This is a genomic window from Aldersonia sp. NBC_00410 (assembly GCF_026342035.1).
Taxonomy (GTDB): domain Bacteria; phylum Actinomycetota; class Actinomycetes; order Mycobacteriales; family Mycobacteriaceae; genus Aldersonia.
The window spans coordinates 1-21427 of record NZ_JAPENM010000002.1; the positions used below are offsets into that span (position 1 = coordinate 1).

16 protein-coding genes and 3 pseudogenes are annotated in these 21427 nt (G+C 65.0%); 7 read left to right on the forward strand and 12 right to left on the reverse strand.

Going from position 1 to position 21427, the window contains the following annotated elements:
- Together OG921_RS03705 and OG921_RS03710 are read right to left on the reverse strand one after the other, a co-directional pair.
- On the reverse strand, positions 1 to 614 hold a 614-nt coding region (locus tag OG921_RS03705; protein ID WP_266111058.1), incomplete at its 3' end, for a SulP family inorganic anion transporter.
- 104 nt (positions 615 to 718) lie between these two features.
- Complete coding sequence (locus OG921_RS03710) at positions 719 to 1084, reverse strand: helix-turn-helix transcriptional regulator (protein ID WP_266111059.1); 366 nt, start codon at positions 1082 to 1084, stop codon at positions 719 to 721.
- 166 nt (positions 1085 to 1250) lie between these two features.
- Between OG921_RS03710 and OG921_RS03715 the strand changes: the two are divergent.
- Both OG921_RS03715 and OG921_RS03720 read left to right on the forward strand, forming a co-directional pair.
- Positions 1251 to 2419 (forward strand): annotated as a pseudogene (locus tag OG921_RS03715) (steroid 3-ketoacyl-CoA thiolase).
- A 395-nt stretch (positions 2420 to 2814) separates the two neighbouring features.
- A pseudogene (locus tag OG921_RS03720) lies at positions 2815 to 3360 on the forward strand (class I SAM-dependent methyltransferase); the annotation flags it as partial.
- A 97-nt stretch (positions 3361 to 3457) separates the two neighbouring features.
- Here OG921_RS03720 and OG921_RS03725 read toward each other — a convergent pair.
- The 4 genes and pseudogenes from OG921_RS03725 to OG921_RS03740 all read right to left on the reverse strand — a co-directional run.
- Positions 3458 to 3541, reverse strand: a pseudogene (locus tag OG921_RS03725) (response regulator); the annotation flags it as partial.
- Between the two features lie 211 nt (positions 3542 to 3752).
- Positions 3753 to 4760: a patatin-like phospholipase family protein gene (locus OG921_RS03730; RefSeq protein ID WP_266111060.1), complete on the reverse strand. Its 1008-nt coding sequence runs from the start codon at positions 4758 to 4760 to the stop codon at positions 3753 to 3755.
- Positions 4761 to 5058: 298 nt separating this feature from the next.
- Complete coding sequence (locus OG921_RS03735; RefSeq protein WP_266111061.1) at positions 5059 to 6270, reverse strand: hypothetical protein; 1212 nt, start codon at positions 6268 to 6270, stop codon at positions 5059 to 5061.
- Between the two features lie 93 nt (positions 6271 to 6363).
- Entirely contained in the window at positions 6364 to 6549 is a 186-nt protein-coding gene (locus OG921_RS03740; RefSeq protein WP_266111062.1) for a hypothetical protein, read from the reverse strand.
- A 545-nt stretch (positions 6550 to 7094) separates the two neighbouring features.
- Between OG921_RS03740 and OG921_RS03745 the strand changes: the two genes are divergently transcribed.
- Positions 7095 to 9299 carry an MMPL family transporter gene (locus tag OG921_RS03745; protein ID WP_266111063.1) on the forward strand — a complete coding sequence of 735 codons (2205 nt, stop codon included), beginning with the start codon at positions 7095 to 7097 and terminating at the stop codon, positions 9297 to 9299.
- On the opposite strand, the gene OG921_RS03750 is transcribed toward OG921_RS03745, so the two are convergent.
- From OG921_RS03750 to OG921_RS03765, 4 genes are all read right to left on the reverse strand, one after another.
- Complete coding sequence (locus tag OG921_RS03750) at positions 9283 to 10416, reverse strand: acyl-CoA dehydrogenase family protein (RefSeq protein ID WP_266111064.1); 1134 nt, start codon at positions 10414 to 10416, stop codon at positions 9283 to 9285. The genes OG921_RS03745 and OG921_RS03750 overlap by 17 nt on opposite strands.
- A 17-nt stretch (positions 10417 to 10433) precedes the next feature.
- On the reverse strand, positions 10434 to 11378 hold the full coding sequence (locus OG921_RS03755; RefSeq protein WP_266111065.1) for an NAD-dependent epimerase/dehydratase family protein: 945 nt from the start codon (positions 11376 to 11378) through the stop codon (positions 10434 to 10436).
- Positions 11375 to 12625: a pyridoxal phosphate-dependent aminotransferase family protein gene (locus tag OG921_RS03760; protein WP_266111066.1), complete on the reverse strand. Its 1251-nt coding sequence runs from the start codon at positions 12623 to 12625 to the stop codon at positions 11375 to 11377. Before OG921_RS03760 ends, OG921_RS03755 begins: the two co-directional genes overlap by 4 nt.
- A gap of 358 nt (positions 12626 to 12983) precedes the next feature.
- Positions 12984 to 13883 carry an AraC family transcriptional regulator gene (locus OG921_RS03765; protein WP_266111067.1) on the reverse strand — a complete coding sequence of 300 codons (900 nt, stop codon included), beginning with the start codon at positions 13881 to 13883 and terminating at the stop codon, positions 12984 to 12986.
- A 330-nt stretch (positions 13884 to 14213) separates the two neighbouring features.
- On the opposite strand from OG921_RS03765, the gene OG921_RS03770 reads away from it, so the two are divergent.
- Positions 14214 to 14975 carry a nuclear transport factor 2 family protein gene (locus tag OG921_RS03770; protein ID WP_266111068.1) on the forward strand — a complete coding sequence of 254 codons (762 nt, stop codon included), beginning with the start codon at positions 14214 to 14216 and terminating at the stop codon, positions 14973 to 14975.
- 233 nt (positions 14976 to 15208) lie between these two features.
- On the opposite strand, the gene OG921_RS03775 is transcribed toward OG921_RS03770, so the two are convergent.
- Entirely contained in the window at positions 15209 to 16204 is a 996-nt protein-coding gene (locus tag OG921_RS03775; RefSeq protein WP_266111069.1) for a hypothetical protein, read from the reverse strand.
- A gap of 242 nt (positions 16205 to 16446) precedes the next feature.
- On the opposite strand from OG921_RS03775, the gene OG921_RS03780 reads away from it, so the two are divergent.
- A complete protein-coding gene (locus OG921_RS03780) occupies positions 16447 to 16668 on the forward strand; it encodes a dodecin (RefSeq protein ID WP_266111070.1) in 222 nt (73 codons plus the stop codon).
- 409 nt (positions 16669 to 17077) lie between these two features.
- Positions 17078 to 18985, forward strand: coding sequence for a glycoside hydrolase family 15 protein (locus OG921_RS03785; protein ID WP_266111605.1), 1908 nt, complete (start codon positions 17078 to 17080; stop codon positions 18983 to 18985).
- A 365-nt stretch (positions 18986 to 19350) separates the two neighbouring features.
- Here OG921_RS03785 and OG921_RS03790 read toward each other — a convergent pair whose 3' ends face one another.
- Positions 19351 to 20088 carry a GntR family transcriptional regulator gene (locus tag OG921_RS03790; protein WP_266111071.1) on the reverse strand — a complete coding sequence of 246 codons (738 nt, stop codon included), beginning with the start codon at positions 20086 to 20088 and terminating at the stop codon, positions 19351 to 19353.
- A 255-nt stretch (positions 20089 to 20343) separates the two neighbouring features.
- Here OG921_RS03790 and OG921_RS03795 point away from each other — a divergent pair, with 255 nt between their 5' ends.
- On the forward strand, positions 20344 to 21417 hold the full coding sequence (locus OG921_RS03795; protein ID WP_266111072.1) for an LLM class flavin-dependent oxidoreductase: 1074 nt from the start codon (positions 20344 to 20346) through the stop codon (positions 21415 to 21417).
- Positions 21418 to 21427 lie beyond the last annotated feature (10 nt).

The window sequence follows — 21427 nt, forward strand, 5'->3', positions numbered from 1 at the left end:
GGGATCGACGGTGCCAGTATCGACGGATCCGCCACGAATTTACGCACGGCATCGAACGCGGACTGCCACACCTTTTCGCCCTCGGCGCCGGAGATCCCCAGGGCGGCCGGGATCTGCTGCAGGGCAATGACAACGGCGATACCCGCGGTGAAACCCTCGATCACCGGGGCGGGCATGTACCGCACCGCCCGGCCGACGCCCGCGAACGCCAGACCCACCAACAGCACCCCGGCGATCAGTCCGACCGCCAGCACCCCCGTCGGGCCGTATTGGGCGACAATCGGCACCAGAACCACCGTCATCGCCCCGGTCGGACCGGACACCTGGAAGCGGGAACCGCCGAACACCGCCGCCACGGCACCGGCAATGACCGCGGTGGTCAGGCCCGCGGCGGCGCCGAGGCCGGTGCTGACACCGAAACCCAAGGCCAGCGGCAATGCCACCAGCGCGACGATCAGGCCCGCGAGTAGGTCGGCGCCGGGTGCGCGGAGCGCGGGTTTCCACTCGATCCACCGGGGCAAGAGTTCGGCAACCGACGCAAAAGTGCCGACCACGCGGCGACCTGCAGGGCCGGTCGTGTTCGCGGGTCCGCTCGGGCCTCCCGGTTCAGACATATGCAGCTTCCTCGGTACCGATAATCTCGCAGTATAGTTAATTGCTAACATTAGCAACTAACGAAGCCAAAGGATTGCACGACTCCATCAACCGCGCACTTCTGTCAGCCGGCGGAGTCGCCGACCAGCGCGGCGGACTCCGGCAGGTCTTCGAGCAGCTCAGCCTGGCCCGCGACGACGCCGGTAAGAATCCCCCGGGCGATCGCCAACAGGTCCGCGACTTTCGGTGAGGTCAGTGCATAGGAGACCGATAGGCCTTCCCGTCTGGCGGTGACCAGCCCGGCCCTCCGCAGGATCGACAGCTGCTGCGACAGGTTCGCCGGCTCGATCCCGACCTCGGGCAGCATCTCGGAGACGGCGTGATCACGCTCACTCAACAACTCCAAGACCCGGATGCGGGCCGGGTGGCCAAGCGTCTTGAAGAAGTCCGCTTTCATCTGATAGAGCGGTTGGCGCGAGTTCGCCACCATGCCGCCTCCTGTCGTTCTCCGTTGGGGCCGTGGACCTCCGACATCTGCCTTGCCGGGATCATTCCACAATCCGAACGCTACTTGCGAATCTTAGCAATTTAGCGAGTCGCCTGCTATGAAGGAACGGGTTCCAGTTTTGGGTTCTTTCTTCGAGAGGTAGTTCACCGTGGGTACACCAGTCATCGTCGATGCAGTCCGCACGCCGATCGGCAAGCGCGGGGGTTGGCTATCCGGCCTGCACGCGGCGGAGACCCTTGGTGCGGTTCAGGTCGGCCTGCTCGAGCGCGCGGGCATCGATCCCCTCCTCGTCGAGCAGGTCATCGGCGGCTGCGTCACCCAGGCAGGCGCGCAGTCCAACAACGTCACCCGCACCGCCTGGCTGGCGGCGGGCCTGCCGTGGCAGACCGGCGCCACCACGATCGACTGCCAGTGCGGCTCCGCACAACAGGCCAACCACATCATCGCCGGACTCATCGCCACCGGCGCTATCGACATCGGAATCGCCTGCGGCGTCGAGCAAATGAGCCAGGTCCCGCTCGGCGCGAACGTCGGTACCGAGGCCGGCTCGCGCCGTCCGGCGTCGTGGGACATCGACATTCCCAACCAGTTCGACGCAGCCGAGCGGATTGCGAAGCGCCGCCGCATCACCCGCGACGACATCGAGGCGCTCGGCGTCCGCTCGCAGGCCCTCGCCAAGCAGGCCTGGGCCGAGTGCCGGTTCGACCGCGAGGTGCTGGGAGTAACTGCTCCCGTGCTCGTCGGCGAGGGCACCCCGACCGGCGAGACGCAGGATGTCACCCGCGATCAGGGTCTGCGCGACACCGCGCTGGGTGGGCATCGCCAAGCTAAAGCCGGTCATCGAGGGCGGCATCCACACCGCGGGCACCGCGTCGCAAATCTCCGACGGCGCCGCCGCGGTGCTGCTGATGGACTCCGATCGCGCCAAGGCACTCGGCCTCGCGCCCCGCGCACGGATCGTCTCCCAGGTGCTCGTCGGCGCTGAGCCCGAGTTCCATCTCGACGGCCCGGTGCAGGCCACCGCCAAGGTGCTCGAGAAGGCCGGCATGAAGATCGGCGACTTGGACCTGTTCGAGGTCAACGAGGCCTTCGCCTCCGTCGTGCTGTCCTGGGCGCAGGTGCACGGTCCGGACATGGCCAAGGTCAACGTCAATGGCCGGCGGTGCGCTCGCGCTCGGCCATCCCGTCGGTAGCACCGGTTCACGCCTGATCACCACCGCCCTGCACGAGCTCGAGCGCCGCGACGCCTCGACGGCGCTGATCTCCATGTGCGCGGGCGGCGCGCTCGCCACCGGCACCATCATCGAGAGAATCTGACCGCCCGGTGTCGGCTGTCGGAGCTATCCACCGATGGCCGACACCATGTCGCACTGCGCCGCACCGCGAAGGTCTCGGCGCTCAAAATACCATCGGCCCAAGGGTTTTCCTTACAACGCGGCCTGGGTACGGCGCCGGATTTGGCCGGATAGAAACCATCATTGTTCCGAAAACTCTGGAAAAGTGCCGAACCGAATCTGCCCGGTCATCGTGATCACACCATGACCGAGCGGCAATTCTGCTCGCCCGCTGAGCCCGACGGTGTTTGGTCGGCATCGATCGCGCGCGGGTTGATTCGCGAGTGCGCAACATATTCGACGGACTGCACGGACGCCGGGTTCATCGATTTGTTGCCGCCTGCGCCGGCGGCGCGCCCCACCCTCGCTCAGCGTGCGATGCAGAGCAAGACGGTGGCCGCGTGCTACGAGCGGTTGTGGCGGCCGGTCGAAGTAGCTGCCCTGAGCCTGCACGGCCTGTCCGAAACGGCAGAGCAGGAACGCGCGGGCGCCGCACTGCGGATCGCCGCGGCCACCCGCGTCCTCGATGTCGCATGCGGCCCTGGAAACTTCACCAGCCACTTCGCGCGACGACTGTCGGGCGAGAGTGTGGCGATCGGGATCGACAACTCGGTGGCGATGCTCGCCCAGGCCGCACGGACCAACGCCGACCGGCGCGCGGTGTACATACGGGCGGACGCTCATGAGCTGCCGTTCGACGATGGCACCTTTGACGCGGTGTGCTGTTTCGCGGCGCTGTATCTCATTCCGGAGCCGATCGCGGCGCTGCGAGAAATGATCCGCGTCCTCGCGCCCGGCGGATGGATCGCGATATCAACCAGCTATGGGCGCGAGACCCGGATTGCTCGGCAAGCCTTGAGGCTCGGGGCGAAAGTATGCGGCGTGCGCATCTTCGATCGAGACGCCATTCCCGGGCATTTCGCCGAGGCCGGACTCGTCGAAATTGATCAGCAGCTGCGCGGCATCACCCAGTTCGTCGCTGCGCGCCGCCCCGCCGGCCCCCATCGAACTCGCGCGGCGCTCAGGACTGCGGGAGCTGAACCACCTGCACGAAGAACTCGTCGATCTGACGGACCGCACCCATGAACTGGTCGAGATCGACCGGCAGATGGTGGCTGAATTGAGCCTATCCGAAACGGAGAATGGCACCTTCAAAATATGCTTTGACCTGAGGGTTTAGTGTGTGTGGTCCCGGCTGGGATCGAACCAGCGACCTTCCGCGTTGACCCGGCCGTCGTGTCGGCGTCCGAGGCTCGATCGGCGCCGCGGACACTCTCTGTGACATCGAAGCGTGCTCTGGTTGCTGGTCAGACCGATCAGGCTTCCAGGGCCTTGATGGCCTGCGCGGCCAACTCGTGGCCGATGTCGATGACCTCGGCGGCGCGATGGAATTCCAGGCTGCGGCAGGCGGTTCGGGGCACCTCGATCAGCAGATCGGGCGGGTAGGCCGCCAGAGTGTGGCGGGCCAGCGCGGCCTGGGCGATGTCGATGGTGCGGTTCATCACCTCGAAGCTGCCCATTTTGGGCACCGACTCTTCTTTAGCGGCGTCAATGAGTTCGTCGTCGCTGTCGGACTCGGCTTCCGCCCCGGCCTCGTCGGTGACTTCCTGTGCTGTGCCGAACCGGCTCAATATGGCCCGCCCTGTCGGCGTGTCGAGGAGTGACCGCGCCGCATTCGTGTCGAGCAGGGAGGACGTGCTGCGCCACATCCTCGTCAACCATTCGGTGGTCGCTCTGGGTTCGGCTTCGGTGGGCTCGTAGCGGCCGCCTACTTCGTCTCCGCTGAGACTGACCGCGATTGTGAGGTCAGCGTTGACGGCCGCGATCGGCGCCATCGGCAGTGGATCGAGGATGCCGCCGTCGGCGAGCAGGCGACCGTCAAGGACATGCGGGGTGATGAATCCTGGAATCGCGATGGATGCCCGGATCGCCGCGTCGACCGGGCCGCGTTGCAGCCACACCGATTTGCCCGCGATCAGATCTGTGGTCACCGCCGTATAGGGGATCGGCAGGTCCTCGATCGCGACATCGCCCACGATGTCGCGGACGCCATCGAGAATTTTCGCTGCCCGCAGCACCCCTGCGGAGGTGATCGACGGATCAAGCAGACGCAGCACTGCACGCTGCGTCAACGACATAGCCCACCCGGCGAATTCGTCGAGCTTTCCAGCGGCCTGCAAGCCACCGACGAGCGCCCCCATCGATGATCCGGCAATCCCCACGATCTCGTAGCCGCGTTCACGCAGTTCGGTGATCACCCCGATGTGGGCGTATCCCCGGGCACCCCCGCTGCCGAGAACCAGCGCGACACGATTGCCAGCCATATGTTGATTCTGCGCCACCGTCGTCGTCAATATCGGCAACAAGCCGATCCGCGCATTGCGCTTCAGCTCGAGTCGTCGGCCGTTAGGTCAGGAACTCGACGCGCCCGAGACCCACTTCGTTATCGATGTCCCCGAATACGAGTCGCTTGGACACCCGCGCGAGATCGCCGACGAGACGGACATGACTACCAAACGCTTCTGTGGTAACACAACACGGGAACCGGCTAGGCACAATACGTCGCGCTCGCAGCACCCAAAGCTGCGACGACTGCCGGACGAGTCAAATCGGCCTTGCCGCCTACCGACCCGATGCCGCGCGCAGTTCGGTTGCGAAGGCGCGAGGCAGCTCGGGCCAGCTTTCATCCCACGGTCCATCGAGGCGGCGTCGACACAGTCGCTCGATCAGCTCCGGAGCATGCGGTCCCCCATCCAGCACGAAGCGGATCATCCCCCGTGGCTGGCACTGGGCCGCCACCACCGCCAACACGAACTCCGCTTCTTCGGCTCGACCCGCCGCGTCCAGGCACACGGCGAGTAGCCGGTTGGCCTGCAGCAGCGCTCGGTAGCGCCCGGTGCCGCGCAAGGCATCGACCCAATCGGTGGCCCAGACGAGCGCGAGGTCGATGCTCTCCTCGCTGCCGTCGCGCAGCAATCCCATGATCGCCGTGGACTCATCGAAGTGAATCGTGATGGCGTCCACGCCGTCGGCAGGTTCACGGCGATCGTCATAGTCCACGACCGGCGCCGGCCAGTGCTGATTCGGCAGGCGCAGTCGCGCTCGCTCGTTATCCACCCGCGCCCGCAATCGTGGGAGCGAGAGATCTGCGGCGATCTTGTTCCCCTCGTCGAGCCGTTCCGCGGCTGCGTCGAGATCACCTCGCAGCGCAAAGATTCGGGCACCGATCACGTAGGGGCCGACCATGAAATCAACGCTTTCGGACCCAAGTGCGTACGTCTCCTCCAAAAGCCCTTGCGCGTCCTCGAGTGCACCCTGCTCGTAGCGAAGTTCGCCGAGCAACGCGCTCGCCAACCGTGCGGTGAAGGAATGCGCCCCACCCGATTCCACCGCGATGCGCAGCGCGGTCCGGACCTTGTCTTCCGCGCCGGCGATATCGAGCTCCTCGATGTCCGCGAGACCCGTCATGCAGTAACCCCACACGAGGCCGTAGTGGCCGGTGCGCTCGTGATACGGCACCGCCCAATCCTGTGTCCGGCGAGCATCGTCGAAGGCGAAGCGGTACACGGCTGCATAGACGGCGAGGTCAGCTGCCGCCGAAACAACCCATGGCCGTAGTGAATCGGGCCGCGCCAGGCACTCTGCAATGAGTCCCTCGATACCGAAAACCTGATCCTGATAGCACCTCGCCGCAGCCTCGATGACATGGGCCTCAGTCTCGAGATCCGCACGCTCGGATGCGCTCAGCTCCCCGCGTCTTAACAGCACGTGCGCGCGATCCAGTGCGGCCCGGGCTGGCCCCCTTCGCAGCAGTTCGTTGTTGCCCCACGCCATTCCTCGACGCCAGGGGACATTTGTTGAACACTCACGGTCTTATTCGACGGCTTCCCGCCGGATGAGACCGTGAGTGTTCACGCCCGCCGATATTCAGTGTGCATCGACGAAGATGTCGTATTCGATACCCTCGGGTGCGCCGTAGCGGCTGAGGTCTGTGACACCCGCTTCCGCCAAGATCTCGACGTCGAGCAGCGTCTGGATCCGGCGCGCCGGAGTATCCGAGATCAGCGCCATCGCAGCATCGGCCATGATCTGCGGATCACGTGCCCGCGCCATTGCCCCATCGCCGCCGTACAGGTTCTGGATCGCTGCGGTGGCAACGATGCATGTCGATCAGCCTTTCCTAAGGGCTGCCTGTTGGCCACCAGAACTGGAACCCGCGAGATAGGGCAGTCAAATTGGCACCTATCCGTGCAGCAGACCCCCCAAACGCACGATGCAACTGGACGAAGCGCGCACTTTCGTGAGCGACCTCGTCGCGAAGTGGTTGGGTTCGCTCGCTGAAAACTAGCCGCGCCTTCGCCGCATCGGCACCAGGTTCTCGCCGGGGATCAGCCGCGGCGCCGGGAAAAGATCCCTAGTCGGCCTCGAACCGACACTGTGCGAATTTTAAGTCCGTGTAGACCCGTCCGGGGGTATTCGCGGGTGTACGCAATTCGCGGTCCTACCCGCGCATATTGCTCGTGGGCGTTCGTTCGTGTTCGCGGGTGTCGCTCATGAGTTGTGACACTCTCGTGACAACGAGAGGCCGGCACACTGAGCGCGTGCGCGAGCACCGAACTCCCCACGGTCCATCAGCGCGAACCCGTAGCATCCGCGGTGTGCTCACATTGCTGGCCCGCGTGGTCATCGCGGCCCCGAAACGAGTGCTTCTGGTTGTCGGGCTGTTGACCATCGTCGCCGGGGTGTGCGGCGCGACCGTGACCGAACATCTTGGCGCTGCCGGTTTCCAGGACCCGAGCTCCGAATCGGCGCGCGGGACAAAGGTGCTCACCGACACGTTCGGCCAGGGCGACATGGATCTGACGTTCGTGGTGCGACCCACCGGTGGAGGCAGTGTGCTGGAGCCGGCAGCCGCGGCGGCCGGACGCGCTCTCGTCGCTGACCTGCGAGCCGACCCGCACGTCGGCGGCATCGAATCCCCCTGGGACGGTTCTCCCGCCGGCCAGGCTCTGCTCAGCGCCGACCGCGCGACCGCCGTGGTGATCGTCCAGATCACCGGCGGCGAGGACGATGCGCCCAAGCACGGCAAGGAGGTCGCCGACGGAGTCACCGGCGAGCGTGACGGTCTCATCGTGCTGGCGGGTGGCACGGCGATGGTCTCCGCGGAGATCAACGAGCAGTCCGAGAAGGACTTGCTCATCGCCGAAGCCATCGCACTGCCGCTGTCCCTGGTCGTGCTCATCTGGGTGTTCGGCGGGGTGTTCGCTGCGCTGCTACCGCTCGTGGTCGGCGGTTTGGCCATCGTCGGGACCCTCGGAACGCTGCGCGGGATAACTCTTTTCGCCGACGTCTCGATCTTCGCACTCGACCTCACCACCGCCATGGGCTTGGCACTCGCGATCGACTACACGTTGCTGCTCGTCAGCCGGTACCGCGAGGAGTATCAACTGGTCGGTGATCGCGATGAGGCCCTGCGGCGGGCGGTGGCAAAAGCCGGCCGCACCATTCTGTTCTCGGCCTGCACCGTGTTCCTCGCGGTCGGCGCACTCGCGGTCTTCCCGATGTACTTCCTGCGATCGATGGCCTACGCGGGCTGCGGCGTGGTGGCGCTCGCCGGCCTCTACGCCGTGATCGTCGCCCCGGCGGTGATCAAGCTCCTCGGCGACCGGATCGAATCGTTCAACATCCGTACCATGTTCCGCCGCGGGCCCAAGGATCAGGACGTCCGAGAGAGCCTGCTCTACCGAACCGCCAAGTTCGTCATGGGTCACGCGATACCGTGCGCGCTGGCGGTGGTCGCGCTGTTGCTGGTTCTCGGGGCCCCGTTCCTCAGCGCGCTTTTCGGGTTGCCGGACGATCGGGTGCTGCCCGCGAGTGCTCAGTCACGTCAGGTGGGCGACATCGTGCGCGCCGAGTTCCCGAACAATGCCGCCGCGGCCACCTCGATCGTGATCCCCGATGGGCGCAGCCTGACCGACAACGACATTGCCGCCTACGCCGCTGCGTTGTCCGAGGTGCCAGGTGCCGTCGCGGTGTCTGCCCCGAAAGGCTCCTACGTCCAGGGCCGTGCCGTCGGCCCGCCGCTGCTGCCGACCGCGGTGAAAGACGGCAGCGTATGGCTTTCCGTGGCGATCGAGCACCCATCGTCGGACGCGTTGTCGCGGGACGAGCTCGACCGGCTGCGCGCCGTCCCGGTGCCGCACGGCGCCGAAGCACTGTTCACCGGCGCCAACCAGCTCAACCAGGACTCGGTAGATGAGATCGTCCGGCTGCTGCCCACGGTTCTCCTGCTCATCGCGATCACGACGTTCGTGTTGATCTTCCTGCTCACCGGAAGCCTGCTGCTCCCCGTGAAAGCGTTGGTACTCACCACCTTGTCCCTGTCGGCGACGCTCGGCGCGCTGGTGTGGGTGTTCCAAGAGGGGCACCTGGGCGGCCTCGGCACAACACCCACCGGAACGCTGGTCGCCGACGTGCTGGTGTTCCTGTTCGCGACCGCGTTCGGGTTGTCCATGGACTACGAGGTGTTCCTGCTGTCCCGGATCCGTGAACACTGGCTCGCGTCGCCCCGCCGGAAAGAGGACAACGACGAGGCCGTGGCACTCGGGATCGCCGGCGCCGGGCGGGTCATCACGGCGGCCGCGGTTCTGATGGTGATCGTCTTCGTGGCGCTGTCCAGCGGTCAGGTCGCGTTCATGCGAATGATCGGTATCGGTCTCGCAATCGCCGTCGTGGTCGACGCGACCCTCGTCCGAATGGTGTTGGTACCGGCCGTCATGAAGCTCGCCGGGACCTGGAATTGGTGGGCGCCCGCACCCCTGGCGAAGCTGCACGCCAAGGTGGGGATCAGCGAGTCAGGTTGATCTCGCCGGCCAGCTCGTGATCGAGCAGGAAGGTGCCGGACTCGCGCAGGTTCGGCGGGTGGAACGAATACGCCGAGATACACGAGGACAGGTAGGCGATCTCAGGATCGGTCGCGAAGGCGACGCCGCCCACCTTCGCCACCATGCGGGCCACGGCCGTCTGCAGTTGGTCGCGCAGACCGAGACGGATCCACAGCAGGTCGGCGAACAGGTCGTCGCTGCGATCACCGTTGTCATAACGCGCCGCAATCATCCGCAGCGCGCGCCACACTCCTTCGACCGGCGAGAACAGTTCGACGAAGTCTGCCGGGGTGAAGTCGTCGCGGTCGGCGAGTTTGAGCGCGAGTCGGGTGGCGGCGCCGACATAGCCTGCCGTGATGATCAGTCCGAACAGGACGTACCCGGATTTCTCGTTGCGGCCGTCGGCATCCTCGACGTCGCTGACCATCATCAGATCGTTCGGTACGAAGACGTCCTCGAAGACCACCGCGTGGGTTTGCGCGGCGGACAGAGGCGTGCTGGTCCACAGCGGGCTGACACTCAGACCGGGGCTGCCGTTGAAGATCACCGTGATGGCCCGTTGTTTGGTGTCATCGAGCAGCACGCTGGCCATCACACAGTCCATGCTGTCGGCGAGGCTGCACGGTTTCTTTTGCCCCGTCAGGGTGTAACCACCGTCGGCGGGGCTGGCCTGCATAGTGGGACGAAAGACGCTGCCGGCGATCTTGCCCTCCGAGAATCCCGAGGCGAAGACGGTACGGTTCTCGATCAGCGATTTGATCAGGCCGATGGTCTCCTCATCGGCGGAGTTCGCGAAGTCGGCCAGGCCCGCCACGGACAGGTAATGCATGGTGGTCGCCGCGGCGAGCGAGGGGCTGAGGTAGCCGACACCACGTTGCAGCTCAAGGGTTTCCACACAGGTCGCGCCGATTCCGCCGAGGCCTTTCGGAGCGGTAAGCCGGGGCCCGTCGTGCTCTTTCCAGAGTGCGACGACGTTCGTCTCCGGATCTTCGGCGACCATCAGGCCGAGCTTATCGAGCTGGTCGGCGAGTTCGGGGAGGTGACGGCGGACGGCCGCCACGTGTGACAGCCGTGCCTCGAGTCCAGTGCGGTCCATCTGAAGTCCTTCCTCGATCAGGTGCGATTGATGTAACGGCGCAGCGCTTCTGCGGAACTGGCCGAGGGCTTCCACTCGGTCGTCTCGCGCAACAACCGGGAGTCGAGCAGTGGGTCGCCGGGTGTCACCCAGTGCCCGGAGAAGCGGGACAGGTGCAGCCGGAACGCCAGATCGGCGCCCGGTTTCAGCAGGCGTAGCGGTCCGGAGATCAAGCGCGCCTGGGTCATCGAGGCGATCTCTTTGACGCTGGTCTGGTCGGTGGGGGCGATGTTGTAGATCCCGGTCAGGCCATCGGTGAGAATGGTGGCGTAGGCCTGCACCAGATCTGAGTCCCAGAGGAACTGGTAGTAGGAGTGTGCCGGGTCGGGGTAGATCACGGTTTTGGCCAGGAACGCCTGCAGGCCCGAATTGTCGAAGTGCTCGCCGACGACGTAGCAGGGCCGTGCCACCGCCAACTCCGTACACCCCGGGGCGCGATGCGCCCAGTACCAGTTGGCCAGGTGCTCTACGAGCGCCTTGTGATAGAAGTAGTAGTGGTCGGAATTCTGATCGCCGGCCGGATAGCTGTTCTCCGTCAACTGTTTTCCTGTGCCGCATGCCGCCACGCCGAGCGCGTTGGCGCTGGAGGTGAGGATCAGCCGGCCCATGCCCACCCGGTTCGCTTCCTCGAGAAGTGTCCGCGTCGCGACGACATTGACCTGATAGGCATGCCGCTTGTTTCTGGGTTCCTCCACGCAGTACGCCAGATGGATCAGCGCGTCATAACCAGCGACGGCGTCGAGATCGACATGGTTGCTCAAGTCGAGGAACGCTTCGCGAAGCTTGGGGTGCACCACCCCGGTCGGTCGGCGACCGAGGACGGTGACCTCTTTGATGTCGTCGTTCCCGATGGCCCACTTCAGCATGGACCGTCCGAAATCTCCGGTTCCGCCCGTGATGGCGAGACGGAACCCGCCGGTCATGCATCCACCAGGGCCCAGGACAGTTCCTTCGCGAGCAGTTCGGCCGAACTGAGGACATCGTCCTCGCTGAGTTCAGAGGTCATGCAGACACGAAGGATCGGCTTGCCGATCGAGACCGCCGGATAGATCGCCGGTGTGACGAATACCCCCGCATCCCGAAGTTGATTCCAGCTCAAGGCGGTTCGCAACTCGTCGAACAGCCGGATGGGAATGATCGGTGACCAGTCGGGGCTGTGTTCGTCCGACTGGAGCAGGGCGACGTCCAAGGGTGCGAGCGCTTCCCGCATGAGCCGCGAGTTGCGCTCCAATCGGCTGCGGCGGTCACTGCCCTCGTCGCTGCGGATGATCTCGACTGCGGCGGACGCCGCCGCCATCGCGCCGGGTGTCGCCGATGTGCTGAACACGAACGACCTCGCGCTCAGCCGGATCTCGTCGATGAAATCCCTTGATGCGGCAACGAATCCGCCTAGGCCGCCGATCGCCTTCGACAAAGAACCCATCAGGATGTCGACATCCTTGGCGACCCCGTTTCGCTGCGTCAAACCGCCACCGGTGGAGCCGAACACTCCGATGCCGTGCGCCTCGTCGACCATCAGGAGTGCGCCGGCGTTCTTACAGATATCGATGATTTGTTCCAGCGGAGCGGTCGAGCCCTCCATCGAATAGAGCGAGTCGACGAGTACCAGAACCCGGCGGTACCGAGTGCCGGCATGGCTGCGCAGAACTGCGGCCAAACCCTCGGCGTCGTTGTGCTCGAACCTGGCTTCGACCGCTTGGCTCAGCCGGACCCCGTCGCGGATCGACGCATGGGCCAACGAGTCCACCACCGCGAGGCAATCGTCGCTGAGCAGAGCCTGGATGGTGCCGACATTCGTCTGATAGCCGGTGGTGAAGACCAGCGCCTGCTCGTGGCCCAACCATGCCGCAATCTGCAGTTCGAGCGCCACATGCAGGCTGTAGGTCCCGTTGAGCAGGCGGCTACCGGTGGTGCCGGCCCCGAATTCATTCGTCGCCTCGACCGACGCGGCGACGACGTCCGGATGCGTCGACAAGCCGATGTAGGAATTGGAGCCAAGCAACACGCACTTCCGCCCGTGAACCTCGACGAACGGTGTGTCGACGGCGTCGATTTGTTGGAAGAACGGCAGCTGACCGGTGGAGTCGAAGTGGCGCAGCAGCCCTATCCGCTGCCGCACATCCTGGGCTATGTCCCCAGTCAGCGCGAATTCCTGCAGGTCGTCATCCATGGTTCCCCTTCAACAGTCAGCGGCGGAAGCTCTGGAACGTTCACAGAACTCTGGTCGCATAAGTGAACACTACTGTTCGTAGATGGTACCGAGGCATTCGTACTCAGCCGCGCCGCGGATTGGTCACTGCCCCGCCCCGCGTTTGATGCGCACCTTGATGTACCCCGGGTTGCACGGAGTCGGTTTGCTCGACTCTTGGTCACGACGCCGTCGAAGGAGCGTGTTGCTGCACACAAGAACTTCGGGAGAGTGCGTGCTGTCATATTGCGAACACTACCGTTCGTAAAGCGCTCCGTCACGTCCGTGCCGAAGCGTTATCCCGAGGAATTCCGCGCAAGGTCCTGGATCTGGTACCGAATCAGCGACGGACCCCATGTCCGCGGATGGTGTCGCGAAAGGCGATCGGGGTCTGTCCGGTGCGGTGGTGGAAGTACTTGCTGAAGTGGGTTGCGCTGGCGAAGCCGAGGCGGTCGGCGATGCGGGCAGAGGTCTGGTCGCTGTGCGCGAGTAGGCGTTTGGCTTCGAGGACGACACGGCGATCGATGAATTCCTTGGCGCCGACCCCGGCGGCGGCGAGCGTGGCACGAGACAGGGTGCGTGCCGAGTAGCCGAGGGCGTGGGCGTAGTCCTCGACGCGGCGGGTTCGGGTGAAGTCCTGCTCGACGGCATCGCGGAAGCGCAGGTAGGTGGGTTCGGGTTCGGAGGATGGTGCGTCGGCGGGTGCGGTGAGATGCGCTAGACGTAGCACCAGGACCGACAGTAGATGGCGCAGGGCGGCGGTGTGGATTTCCAGGGGGAGGTGTCCGAAGGCGTGGAATTCGGCGCTGAGGTGGTCGGCGGCCAGGCGTAGGGCGGCGGCATCGGCGGGCAGGGTGCGGTGCAGGACTGGGGCGTGCGGGTCGTCGATGCGGGCGGTGGTGACGGTGGCAGGGGTGAGGAACCCCTGCTGGAACAGGATCAGGGTGCCCTCGGCGCGGATGAGGTCGCCCCATTGGTGGACCTGGCCGGGGCGTATCCACACCCAGGAGCCGGGTTCGAGGGTGTAGGTGGCGAAATCGACCGTGTGGCGCAGGGCGCCGCCGGTAAGGGTGAGCAGGTGGTGGAATTCCGGCCGCTGGGGGATCGCGAGTTGTTCGCCAGGAGCTCGTCGGCGGAGGTCGTCCAAGGCCAGCACTTCGACCCCGGTGGGGGCTCCGGCTGGTGCGGTGAACGGGATGCGGGGGATCCTCGGAGCCGGAACCTGTCGGTTTTTGGCCATCACTAGTCGTCAGGGTACCTCGTTTCATGGGGTTTTACCTCGTAAGTTCGACTTGTGGTAGCCGCCCGCCAACGTGTCGGTGTCGGAAATCAGTCCGGTGACAGCAGGGAGTGGACTCCGGCGCAGAGGATCGCAGCAGCCCTGATAAAGGACCTGTCCGATAGCTATCCAGATATTTGCTGCGCGCGGAGAGCTATCACGTGTCGGGCGGAGTCCCCTGGCGGCTGTTGTCGCGCTGAGTGCTGCGCTCGGCCTGTCCCCCACCGCTTGCGGTGACGACAGGACAGTTTCAGACCCCCCACCAATCGCTGTATCCGAAAGGAATCCGATATGAGCAACGCCAAGAACATCGTCGTGACCGCCGCTGCCGAACTGTTCGGCAAGAAGGACCCGAGCGCGGTCGACCGCTGGGTCGCTCCGAACTACACCCAGCACAGTGCCCTGGCCGCCGACGGCCCCGAGGCCCTGCGCCAGCTGGTCGCCGGCCTGGGACCCGACTTCCGGTACGAGGGTGCCCGAGTCATCGCCGACGGAAATCTGGTCGCCCTGCAGGGCACCTATTACGGTTTCGGTCCCGATCCGCTGGTCGGTTTCGACATCTTCCGTGTCGATGAGAACGGCAAGCTCGCCGAACACTGGGATGCCCTGACACCTGTCGTCACCAGCACCGTGTCCCGGCGCAGCCAGACCGATGGCCCCACTGCGGTCACCGACACTAACAAGACCGAGGCAAACCGGAACCTGGTCACCGAGTTCGCGCAGAAGGTCCTCGTCGGTGCCGATTACTCGGTGCTGACCGACTACATCTCCACCGAGACCTACGCCCAGCACAACCCGGAGGCTGCCGACGGCCTGGACGGGTTCGGCGCTGCGGTCACCAAGTGGGCCGAGCAGGGAAAGAACCTGGTGTACAAGAAGATTCACAAGGTGATCGTCGAAGGCGATTTCGTTCTGGTGCAGTCCGAGGGTGAATTCGGTACCCCGGTCGCTTACTACGACCTGTTCCGTGTGCAGAACGGCAAGATCGTCGAGCACTGGGATGTCATCGCCCCGATTCCCGCGGAGCTGCCGCACGGCAACGGCCTGTTCTGATGAGCGCTGGGTGGTCTGCCGGTCTGCCCAGCTTTCCACTTCGGATTCCTGGTCGGGCAAACTCCTGCGACCAGGAACTGAATCACCCCCGGACTATCCGGAGAACCTACTGGCGTGAGGCCCCAGATATCGGCTGAGGCTCGTGACGACGGTAGTAGACGGCCTCGTACTCGCGTGGCGACGGGTCCACACCCCCGCAGCGTGCGAACTTTCGGCTGATCAGACCGAACGAGCTACCACTTCCCGTCGGTGACCACGTCGGGGCTGACCCCACCGATGGTGACCACCGTCTTCGGGTCCACGGGCACAAACGGATCCTCTTCGGTGCCAAGCTTTTTGCCGATGCTCTCGACCTTCGACAAGATCTTGGACGGCGCGAGGCCCTGCGCGTCAGCGTCGTAATAATCGAACCAGGGCAGCCCGGCGTCTACGTACGCGTCCCGGTCGACCGGCGTCGGCGGCGGCACCTCACCAGTGATCGCAGTCCACTGCGCGGCCGAGCACAAGTGGACGAACACCCGCCGGGCACCGCTCTCGTCGTAGTCAGCGAGCGGGCGATCATCGGTGTACACCTCCTGCCGCATCCGCCCGCCGGCCCCCAGCCCCATGCTCGCCGAGGGCGCCGGGAGCATGCCGGCGGCCATCAGGTCCGCGCAGCACGCTTCGTCACCGAATATGTCTGTGTGCAATGCCTGCGCCGCATGCCATTCCGCAAGCGCCTGCTCGGTCAGTCCGACGGCGCGCAGTTGCACTCCGCCATGGGTCTCCTGCCCGGTGACCTGACCTTCGACGGTGGCCCCCGAACCCAGCGGCGCGGCGACGAACTGGCGGATGAACCCGTCACCGGCGTTGATGCCGTCCAGCCAAGGCTGATCGGGCAGCGCAACGTAATTCTGCGGGTCACCAACGAGGTGTTCGATCCAGGGCAAACCGCTGACCGCGCACACTTTGCCCACGCCCACCTGCAGAGCAGCGGGTTCGGACGCATGGAACGACAGCCATAGGGCCTCGCGCTGGTAGATCGGCAGCATGACGCCGCCACGAGCCAGCCACTCGGCTGGTGCCGTGTCGGGATAATCCGAGACCCGCCGCAACGGAAACCGGCCCAGACCCGGCGGCAGCGGATGCAACCCCGTCTCGGGGATTCGCAGCGTCCGCTGAAAATTCACCGTCACCGGACCCAGCACCAGCTGGTCGCTGACGATCTCCACCGGCGTGCTCTGCACCATGAACTACCTCCATCTAGGCGTACCGCACCATGGATAGCACCAGGCACCGACACACCTAGCCATTGCGCCATAGGCCGGAAACCCCGATACCTCTACCTTGCACCACCTGGTTCTGCTGCACGAATAGGTGACAGGCTGTCACAACGACGTGCAGCAGACCCGACACCTAGATGGGCATGCGATGTGAGGTCGCGAGCTCGAACATCCAGAACTCCAAGTAGTCACGACCGAAAGGAATCTCCATGAGTGATCACGTATACCGAGTCGTTGAGGTTGTCGGTTCGTCTCACGACAGCGCCGATGCGGCAATTCGGAATGCCATCGCGCGTGCCAACGAAACTCTGCGGAACGTTGAATGGTTCCAGGTCGTCGAAACCCGGGGCCACGTCGAGAACGGAGCCATCGCGCACTACCAGGTGACAGTGAAGATCGGATTCCGCGTGGAAGAGAACACCGCAGGCTAACCAAGCCGAGCGCGTGGAATAGCAAATCGACCCGCCAACGCGTGACCTGCGGGGACTGTCTGGGTAGGGATTCGTACCGACACGAAACTTGGACAACCGACACGCCACCCACACCAAATCCGGCAGCCGACACGAGGTGTGGAACCTACACAAGTACAACCGATGTAGGTTCTCGCCGATCTTGTCGGTCGGACGTCGTCGACGAATTCTCGCGATCTTGTCGGAATACTCGGGTATTTCAGGCTCCGTGATGATCCTGGGCTGCGGAGATTCCGAGGTGAGGGCGGGCGATCTACAGTTACGAGGGCACCCGCGAGATGAACACGCCGATCGTCGGACGGCGCGCACCGGCCACAGCGCTTTCGGTCAGAGCCCACGGGCGTTGACTCGCACCCCGATCGGGCGCACCGTGGACCATGTGGCGCAGCAAATCGACGCGGGCGCGAGTCATTTCCCACCGATCGACGACTTTGCTTTTCTGTCCGACTGCGAGACCACCGCCCTGGTCGCTCCCGACGGGGGCGTCGAGTGGCTGTGCCTGCCGCGGATGGATTCGCCCAGCGTGTTCGGTGCCATCCTGGACCGCGACGCCGGCCGGTTCCGGATCGCCCCGGCCGGCGTGCACGTCCCCGCTGCCCGGCGCTACATCCCCGGCACCCTCGTCGCGGAGACGAGTTGGTGGACACCGGGCGGTTGGCTGGTCGTCACCGACGCCCTGCTGATCGGGCCCTGGCATCACGAGCACGAACGGTCGCACTCGCATCGGCGCGCCCCAACCGATTACGACGCGGCGCACGTGCTGCTCCGCGTGATCCGCTGCGTGAACGGCCAGGTGCAAGTGAACGTCGACTGCACGCCCGCCTTCGACTACGGCCGGGTGCCGCCGCAGTGGTCCTACAGCGGCGACGGATACCACGAGGCGGTCGCGACGGCGAGCGGGGTCGACCAACAACTTCGCCTGACCACCGACCTCAACATCGGATTCGAGGCGACGACGGCAACCGCCCGCACGCTGCTCAAGGAGGGCCAGCACCGGTTCGTCGCGTTGTCGTGGAGCGAGCACGCTCCGCCGACGACCCTCCACGAGGCGACGGACCGGTTGCGCTGGACATGTCATCACTGGCAGCACTGGCTCGACCGCGGCGACTTCCCCGACCATCGCTGGCGTGGGTACCTGCAGCGCAGCGCGCTGACCCTCAAGGGCCTCACGTTCGCCCCCACCGGTGCGGTCGTGGCAGCCGCGACCACATCGTTGCCGGAAACCCCGGGCGGGGAACGCAACTGGGACTACCGCTACACCTGGGTACGCGACACCGCGGGCACCCTGTGGGCCCTGAACTCACTCGGTTTCGACTGGGAGGCCAACGACTTCTTCCGCTTCGTCGCCGACGTCGCGGAGGCCGAGGGCGGCGACCTGCAACTGATGTACGGCGTCGACGGCGAACGGGTGCTCGCCGAATCGACGCTCGACCACCTCACCGGGTACGAGGACGCACGTCCCGTGCGGGTCGGCAACGCCGCGTACAGCCAACGTCAGCACGACGTCTGGGGTGCGATGGTGCGCGCGATCGATCTACACACCGGTCCACACCATCGGGTCGAGGACCGGCTGTGGCGGATCGTGCAGACCCAGGTGGAGCGCGCACTCGACCACTGGCGCGAACCAGATCAGGGTATCTGGGAGGTACGCTCGGGGCCACAGCACTTCACCTTCTCGAAGGTGGCCTGCTGGATGGCCGCCGACGCCGGCGCGCGCATCGCCGGGGTGCGCGGCAAGGACGCGTTGTCGGCAAGGTGGCGCGCGGCGGCCGAGGAGATTCGCGCCGACGTGCTCGCCAACGCGGTCGACGAACGCGGCGTGTTCACCCAGCATTACGACACGAAGGCGCTCGACGCGTCGGTGCTGCTCATCCCGCTCGTGGGGTTCCTGCCGTCGACCGACGAGCGCGTCCGCAACACGGTGCTCGCGATCGCCGACGAGCTCACAGTCGACGACATGGTTCTGCGCTACCGCGTCGACGAGACCGAGGACGGACTCTCCGGAGACGAGGGCACATTCACCATCTGTTCGTTTTGGCTGGTCTCGGCCCTCGTCGCGATCGGCGAATTATCAAGGGCGCGAACGCTGTGCGGCAAACTCCTGGCGGCGTCGAGCAGCCTACAACTCTACGCCGAGGAGATCGACCCGCACAGCGGCCGGCACCTGGGAAACTTCCCGCAGGCATTCACGCACCTCGCGCTGATCAACGCCGTCACCGCTGTGATCCGCGCCGAGCGGGCGCAGACGCGGGGTCGGGTGGGGTCGAACTACGGGTAGGTGCGACCACCAAGCCGCGATCTGCTCACGCGACCGTCGGTCATCGGCGGTGCCGTGGGTTGCGCGGGGGCGACCGGTGATCCGTCGCCTGTCCGAGCTGATATACCAGCTCGACATTCTTGGGACCTCGCACTCTCCTCCCCTGTCGCGGCAGCAAGACCGATTCCACGATTCTCCCGCTGCACTCGGGCGTCACGGAGGCGACACGCCTGGATATCCACATTCGCTCGACCGTGATGACGGGCCGCCACCCGCCGTCTCCCTTCGAGGCGATTCGGGACGTTGCCGCGACGCGCAACTGCGCGGTCGTCGTCGAAAATCACACCCCGGCAGACCGACGCCCGCACTCTGACCGGCCTCGCCTCCTAAGCGGGCCCGGCGGATTCAGCACGTATCACCGAGATGGTGCCGACGATGTGTTGTTCCATTGCCTTACGGGCTGCCTCTTCGTCTTGGGCTCGCAACGCCTCGGTGATCCGATGGTGGTCGTGTTGCCGTTCTCCGAGTGCACCCGACAGCGGGTTTACCACGCCAGTGGTGTTGATCAGGAAGTCCGATAGGTCCCACATCCGGTGGCTGGTTTCCGCCATGATCCGGGAGTGCGCCATTGTGTGTATCGCAGCGTGAAATTCGCGGTTATGGATGCGGTACCCGTGGGCACGCAGGGCCGGATCTTCGGATTTGAGCAGACCGTCGACGCGTGCGGAGATCATGTCCAGCTCGAGTAGTTGCTGGTCGGTACGCCGCAGCGCAGCGACGCCGGCGATGGTGCCTTCGAAGCCGCCGAAGAGGGTGAAGAAGTCCTCGACCTCTTGGGTGCTGTAGCTGGCCACCTGGCAGCCGACCTGCGGGATGATCTCCACGAGTTTGTCGCTGGACAGGCGCCGCAGGGCGTCCATCACCGGCTGCTTGCTGACACCGAATTCCTGGCGAACGGTCTCGACGACAATCTTTTCCCCCGCTCCGTATTTGCCCTCGAGCAACCGCCCTTTGAGGGTGTCGTACAGCGCGGTCGACAGGCGAGCTCCGGACAGGCGCGCACCGGCAAGTGCTGCTGCGGGGCCGCTCGCCGCGTCCAACGGCCAACTATTCGCAGTCGTCATCGCAGGATCGACCCAACGCGTCGACCAGTCATTTCTTGACCCCTCCCGTAGCCGTTTCTACTTGCATTCTAGTACTTGCATTCTAGTACTTGTGGTCTGGGTCACTGCGAGTTATGGTGTACTAGCACGCTAGCATTCTACCGTTCCAGGCGGGGAGTACCTCTCCCGCGCATGTGCTGGCAGCGCCAACACCCGCGATAGCGATTGCCGCCGATGGGCCGCGACGAGATTCGCGGCGGTCTACGAGGAGAAGCTATGGAATTCAGCATCGGAACCTGCGCCAAGATCGATCAGGTTCCCATGGTCAAGCGGGCCGAAGACCTGGGCATCACCCACTTCGGGGTGGGCGAAGGACCGCTGCTGTTCAGCGATCCCTACCAATTCCTCGCCCTTGCCGCGGCCCAGACCAGCACGATCAACCTGGGCACGATGGTCACCAATCCGCTGACACGGATCGGACCGGTGACCGCGAACTCGATGGCGACCCTCAACGCGCTCGCACCCGGACGAACGTTTCTGGGCATCGGAACGGCGAACAACGCGTTGCGCTCGATGGGCAACCGCCCGGCGAAGATCTCCGAACTCATGCACACAATCGAGGTGTCACGCGAACTGATGGCTGGGCGCCGAGTAGTGCACAAATGGCTGGGCCAGGAGCGCGAGGTCGAATTCCTCGACAAGGACAGCGGCTTCCTCAACGTGAAGGACTACATCCCGATCTGGGTTGCCGCAGGCGGCCCGCGCGGATTGGCCGAGGCCGTGAAATACGCCGACGCGATCGTCTACTGCCTCGGACCCAACACCGACATGATCAAACTGATCCGCAGCAAACTCGACAAAGCTGTCGCCGATGCAGGCCGGGCACCGGGTTCGGTGAAGCTGGTGTCACTGTCCTGGTTCTACCAGCTCGAGAACGGCGAGACCTGGGAAGACGGCGTCACCAACGGCTTCGGCTCCGGCCCGATCTCCTCCTGTATCACCAACTCCGGGTTGATGAACGATCACCGCGACCAGCTCGGTGACGCAATCGTGGACGCATCGATCCTCGCCGCGCAGCAGTACCTGGGCGACCCCACTGCTGAAAATCAACCGCATTACCTCGACGTGTGGGCGAAGTATCTGCGCGGCCTCGACCCCAAGCACCGCCCGATCATCACCAAAGAACTCGTCGACTACTGGTGCCTCTACGGCTCTCCCGGACAGCTGCGAGAGAAAGCGGCCCTGATGCGCGAGGCCGGCGTCGACATTCTGCAGGTGTTTCTGTCCAACCCATTCACCGCGCAACGCGACATCGACAACATCGGTCACTCCATTCTCGCCCACAACTGAACCAACCAAA

What these genes read in the sequence shown, in the direction of transcription:
- OG921_RS03710 (WP_266111059.1), bottom strand. Translation starts at nt 1,084, where the DNA reads ATGGTGGCGAACTCGCGCCAACCGCTCTATCAGATGAAAGCGGACTTC.
- OG921_RS03730 (WP_266111060.1), bottom strand. Translation starts at nt 4,760, where the DNA reads ATGGCTGGCAATCGTGTCGCGCTGGTTCTCGGCAGCGGGGGTGCCCGG.
- OG921_RS03735 (WP_266111061.1), bottom strand. Translation starts at nt 6,270, where the DNA reads ATGGCGTGGGGCAACAACGAACTGCTGCGAAGGGGGCCAGCCCGGGCC.
- OG921_RS03740 (WP_266111062.1), bottom strand. Translation starts at nt 6,549, where the DNA reads ATGGCGCGGGCACGTGATCCGCAGATCATGGCCGATGCTGCGATGGCG.
- OG921_RS03750 (WP_266111064.1), bottom strand. Translation starts at nt 10,416, where the DNA reads ATGGACCGCACTGGACTCGAGGCACGGCTGTCACACGTGGCGGCCGTC.
- OG921_RS03755 (WP_266111065.1), bottom strand. Translation starts at nt 11,378, where the DNA reads ATGACCGGCGGGTTCCGTCTCGCCATCACGGGCGGAACCGGAGATTTC.
- OG921_RS03760 (WP_266111066.1), bottom strand. Translation starts at nt 12,625, where the DNA reads ATGGATGACGACCTGCAGGAATTCGCGCTGACTGGGGACATAGCCCAG.
- OG921_RS03765 (WP_266111067.1), bottom strand. Translation starts at nt 13,883, where the DNA reads ATGGCCAAAAACCGACAGGTTCCGGCTCCGAGGATCCCCCGCATCCCG.
- OG921_RS03770 (WP_266111068.1), top strand. Translation starts at nt 14,214, where the DNA reads ATGAGCAACGCCAAGAACATCGTCGTGACCGCCGCTGCCGAACTGTTC.
- OG921_RS03775 (WP_266111069.1), bottom strand. Translation starts at nt 16,204, where the DNA reads ATGGTGCAGAGCACGCCGGTGGAGATCGTCAGCGACCAGCTGGTGCTG.
- OG921_RS03780 (WP_266111070.1), top strand. Translation starts at nt 16,447, where the DNA reads ATGAGTGATCACGTATACCGAGTCGTTGAGGTTGTCGGTTCGTCTCAC.
- OG921_RS03790 (WP_266111071.1), bottom strand. Translation starts at nt 20,088, where the DNA reads ATGACGACTGCGAATAGTTGGCCGTTGGACGCGGCGAGCGGCCCCGCA.
- OG921_RS03795 (WP_266111072.1), top strand. Translation starts at nt 20,344, where the DNA reads ATGGAATTCAGCATCGGAACCTGCGCCAAGATCGATCAGGTTCCCATG.